2 protein-coding genes are annotated in these 5,459 nt (G+C 41.4%); both read right to left on the bottom strand.

What is annotated here, in order from left to right; all coding sequences use genetic code 11:
- Positions 1–3,566 (bottom strand): two-component regulator propeller domain-containing protein (locus tag ACEW8U_RS11815; protein WP_373522248.1); only part of this gene is annotated, 3,566 nt, incomplete at its 3' end.
- Positions 3,567–3,572: 6 nt separating this feature from the next.
- Positions 3,573–5,459 (bottom strand): sensor histidine kinase (locus ACEW8U_RS11810; RefSeq protein ID WP_373522247.1); only part of this gene is annotated, 1,887 nt, incomplete at its 5' end.

The following is a 5,459-nucleotide window of genomic DNA, read 5'->3' as shown; positions in this document are numbered from 1 at the left end:
GGGATGCCGGGACCATTGTCCTTGACGGAAATCTCGATTTTGTCGCCGATGTTCTTTGTAGAGACAGTTACTAATGGGTTAAAACCCTCCAAGGGTTTGGAACCCTTGGAGGGTTGGCCAGCACAAGCCTGAAAGGCATTGTTGATCAGGTTCAATAATACCCTTCCGATATCCTGTGGCACTACATTCACTTTGGGCAGATTGGGATCAAAATCCGTTTTATAGTCTGAGTTGAAGCTTTTGTCTCGGGCACGCAATCCGTGATAGGATAACCTCAAATATTCATCTGCCAGGGCATTGATGTCTGTGGGTATTTTCTCACCGGAGCTGCTTCGGCTGTGTGCGAGCATGCCTTTAACTATCGCATCGGCGCGCTTGCCGTGGTGGGTGATTTTTTCAAGATTTTGCTTAATGTCTGCTGAAATGGCCTTGGCTTCGTCAATATCGCCTTTATCTAACTCATCGTTCATTTCATCAATCAATTCATTACTCACTTCGCTAAAGTTGTTGACGAAGTTTAAGGGATTCTGGATTTCATGTGCAATGCCGGCAGTTAACTCTCCTAAGCTTGCCATCTTCTCTGATTGGATGAGTTGGGTTTGGGTGGATTTAAGGTTTTCGAGGGATTGGTTTAATTGTGAGGTACGGTGCTTGACCTTCTCTTCTAGGATCAAGTTTTCCTTCTTGAGGGCCTTTGCCCGGTATTGAACTATTGCTCCAACTATTGCGGAAAATACCAAAAGGTACAAAACCCAAGCCCACCAAGTATCCGTCCAGTGAGGTAGGATGGTAAAACTAATTCTTGCGGGTTCACTCCATAGGCCTTCCGGGGATAAGCTACTTACTAGAAAGGTATATTTGCCGGCAGGCAAGTTTCTATAATTTTCACTGAATGGGTTTGTAGTTACCTTGCTCCATTCCTTATCAAAACCTTCTAAGAAATAGCTGTACTTAGCTTTGTCTTGGTTTGAAAGTTGGGCACTAGTAAACTGGAAACTCAAAAAATTATGTTCAAAAGGAATTTCTAGATTGACCGGAAGATTAAAATAACCTGAAATGCTGTCCCAATTCACATTATTTTTTTGGAGCCAATCGCTTTGTTTGGGAATAGCATTAGGAAGGTAAAATGTATCTAATTCGGCACTAAGTAGAGTGTCCAAATCGGGGTATTTTCTTAGAATATCCTCTCGGTCAAAGAAATTTTGAGCTTGATCTGAAATGGTGATGCCAGAGATAAAGGTCTTGATTTCTGATGAGTCCTCTCTTGGGATATTTGTAATCGTAAGTGCCTCCGTTTCAATTCCCCACCACAGCTTATTATTAAATTCAATTACAGCGTCAGCATTGAAATCAGTGTAAATTAATCCTTGCCCTTTTTCAAATGACTTTAAGTCATAGCCAAATTTACCCTGTTCCTTTTTTTCTGTATTAGGAGTTAAGAGGTTAAATCCATTTCCTGTTCCGAAATAGTATTTTCCATTTGATCCATATGAAGTGTAAACTGCAGGGTTTGACAGTCCATTTTCAGTATTTATTTCAGTTAATGAATTTGTCTTTTGGTCGACAATCAAGAGCCCAGATCGACTTCCTATCCAAAGTGTTTCGTCTTTATCTGTAAAAAATGCACCCGTATTCCGTTGACTAAGCTCACCATCTTCCATCAAATAGGAAATCGTATTGTTTTCAGGGTTGATCACATTTATTCCTAAATCTGTCCCCGCCCAAATCTGACCATACCGATCTTCTGCAAACCCCCAGACTATATCACCCATTATTCCAGTCAGATTGGTAAGCATTTTTATTTCATTGGTTTCTAGATCAATAAATTCCACAGTACCATTTCTAAAGGAGCCGGTCCAAAGTCTTCCTTTACTATCTACAATAGACGAAGATGGAAAAAGCGTAACAAGACCTTGATTACCTCTGAGGTATTTGATTGTCTCGTTTACCTCGTCATAAATACCAAAACCAAAACCAGGCGAAGTAATTAAAATCTGGCTTGTTGAAAGCCTTTGCATTTTATGGGAAATATTGTTTGCCTTAGGTAGGCCAAGATTTATGTCTAATCTCGATATCGAATTTTTTCCGGGATCATACAGATCCAAACCTTGTCTAGTCCCAATCCAGAGTCTTTCTTCGGAATCTTCAAAAAATGACCAGGCGTCCGGTCCTGTTAGTCCATCAGAGCTATTGAGGTAAATAGGAGCAAGACCTTGAAGATCATAAAGGTTGATTCCATCTTGGGTTGCAATCCAAAGTTGTCCCTTACTATCAAAAGTGGTGGTATTGATAAAATCATCAATTATTCCATCAGAAGAATTTAGATTTTTCAGTCTCTGGTTTTCTTTATTATAAATGAATACTCCCTCATTAGAAGACATCCAAATCGTTTGATCAGATCCTTCGGAAAAGTGGACTATACTTGTCCCAACTCCTTGCTCTGTACCTAGGGAACTGATTTTATTCCGATCAGAATTTAAAATTGCTACTCCCTGCTCAGCAGTGCCTATCCAGATCTGGTTCTCATTATCCGTGAAAAGGCCAGTTATCGGAGCGATCGAAATATTAAATGCTTTTTCTAAGGTTTGAGTTTTTCCGCCCTGGATATCAATATTTGAAAGTCCCGAAGCTGACCCTACCCATAGGGATCCATTTTGATCAAGTGTAAGTTTTGAGGCATTTCTGTCATTATTTGGACCCCATTGAGGAATGTGCTTATAGGTATCTTTGGATGAATTAAAGATGTATATTCCATCACGAAGGGTACCAACCCAAATCTGGCCATCGTTGTCCATTATCATGGAGCAATTATCATTAAAGCTGAAATTTTGGCCTACAAAATTAAAGCTACTCACCAAGCCAACTTTCAGGTCAATTACATAGATGCCTTTTTGAGAAGTGTAGACCCAAATTCTACCACGCTTATCTTCTAATATTTTGTTTACAATTGCCTGACTTCCCGTGAAAAATGATTCAATGAAATCGAAAATTTCCAAATATGCACCATCAAATCTAGTTAAACCTTTATCCGTGGCAATCCACATCATACCATTACTATCTTCCATTAAGGCTGTAACCAAATAGCTGGGAAGGCCTTGGTCCTCGCTAAATTCTAAAATGCCTAGGGTTGAATTTTTATCAATTTTGGGTAACCCAGCTTTTATTTTTTTAGGACTTGCTAGTAAGGAGGTTTTGAATTCGATCTTGCTAGAAGGAAGCTCTGAAAAATTAAAAGAGGAGTCGACGAAAGAGTCAAATAGCACCTCATTTTCTGTCATAGGTGTCTTTAGTGGAATGAACCGATCGGGATAAAAGGGTTTCTGCGGAAAGGATTGTATGTTAACCTTTCGCTCAGACATTCTATCAAAACCATTGATGTCTGTCACTTCCCAATTGATTTGTTTAGGCTCGCTGAATTCTAATGGAATTACCCTTGGCTCTTCAAATTCAACACTATCAATTGTGACATCCGCGGATACATTTTTTTCTTCACAAGAAGTAGTGGACAAGGCAATGAATCCTAATAAAAATAGAGATGATCTTAACTGTTTAGAAAGAAGGTTCATATGCTTTTAATTTTTCAAGATTGGGAGTGTGATGTAGAAAGTTGTACCCTTATTATTTTCATTATCTGATTTGCTCTCTAAGCTCAACTCCCCCCCATGTGCCTTCACGATGTCATGGGTAATACTGAGTCCTAGTCCCGTTCCCTCCGTCCCTTTTTTGGTAGTGAAAAAGGGCTGTAGGATTTTATCCTTGATCTCATCGGGTATCCCCGGCCCATTGTCCTCAAGTGATAACCGAACCCGACCATTCTCAAGCATTGTGGTCACCCTTAATTTCGGATCATACCGAAAATTACCAGAATCCCCATCTTGTATCTTGTGTCTTATGTCTTGTGTCTTCAACACCTTCTCCCGCATCGCATCAAATGCATTATTGCACAGATTGATAATCACCCTGGTAAAGTCCTCTTTGATTAGAGACACTTCCTTTATCTCAGGGTCCAAGTCCAGGATTATATCCACATCGATCGGATTCTTCCCTGCCCGCATCCCGTGAAAACTCAAGTTCACATATTCCTTTATCAAAGCATTCAGATCAGTAGGTTCCAATTTCCCTGATCCGCCCCTCGAATGCTGTAGCATCGATGTCACAATACCATTTGCCCGCGAACCATGTTGATGTATTTTCTTCAAGTTTCCTTTTATATCCTCCAAAATCTCATCTTCCATGTCCTCACTTTCATCCCTTTCCCCTTCTTGGTTCTTGTCTTCCCGATTCTCGGGACAGGACTTTGTCTCTTGTTTCTTGTCTCTCGCTTCTCGTCTCTCGCTTCTCGCTTCTAAAATCTCCTCAATCATCTCTATCGACACTTCCGAAAAATTATTCACAAAATTCAGCGGATTCTTAATCTCATGAGCAATGCCGGCGGTGAGCTGGCCGAGGGAGGCGAGTTTTTCCTGTTGGACGAGTTGGGATTGAGTTGCTTTGAGTTCCTTCATCGCTGATTCTACTTCGGCTTTGGCATGCTCCAACTTCACAAAATCTTCATATCGGGCATAGGCGATGGAAAAAGCCTTGGCCAGTGCCTGTACCAATTCCAGTTCATTTTCCTCCAAGGGACTGACTGCGCCAACATATAGCATCCCTTGGGTAAATGGAACAAAATGCAAATCAAGAGATTCGGGAGGTGCTGCGGTACCCTGATAAGTACTGCCATCCTGAATCTGATCCTGTTCCATCAATTGGTTGATCCATTGGATAAAGTCCTCTTTATTCCAATGCTGCCTGTAAACCTTTCCTTTTCGCCAGGCCTCCACGGTCTGATAGGTGAGTTCGCTGGCCTTGTAGGGAAGTCGCAAAACCCCAAGCGAGTTGCCTTCAGGTGAGGAAAGGTAGGCTTCGACTATTTTTTGTTTTTCTTGGATAATAAAAACCCCACAACGGATAAATGGAACACCCAGTACGGTCAGCTCTTTAAAAATCAGCGGCGTGATTCTGTCAAGGTCATCAGCATTGCGCATGGATGAAATGTCAGCGCGAACACGGTCCAAAGAAGCCTGTCGCATGGCGGTTCGGGCGCTGGCTTGGGCCATTTGCAAATCCCTGAAACGCGTATAGGCAAAGGAAAAGACTGCCGTGGCTCTTTTTAAAAGTTCCCAGCTTTCTGAGGAAATCTCTCCGGGAGCAGCAGCACCAATATAGCCATTGGAAAATTTGTACAAATGATAGGTACGATCGGGAATATTTTCTCCATAAAAATTGCTGGTCCCAAACAGGACGGATTTTTCTTCACAATATCGGATCCATTCTATCCTTTCCTCACCCTGCATCAGAATGGAAGTTTGTTTTGCTTTGGACTGGTAAAATTCATCCATCTTTCGGCCCACCCAGGTATCCTGAAGATCAATAACCATTTGGTCTGTTATCGCTTTGTCAGGGTTATCCGGATTCTT

It is taken from the genome of Aquiflexum sp., assembly GCF_041751335.1.
In the GTDB taxonomy this organism is placed as follows: Bacteria; Bacteroidota; Bacteroidia; order Cytophagales; family Cyclobacteriaceae; genus Aquiflexum.
This window is presented reverse-complemented; position numbering and strand designations above follow the sequence as displayed.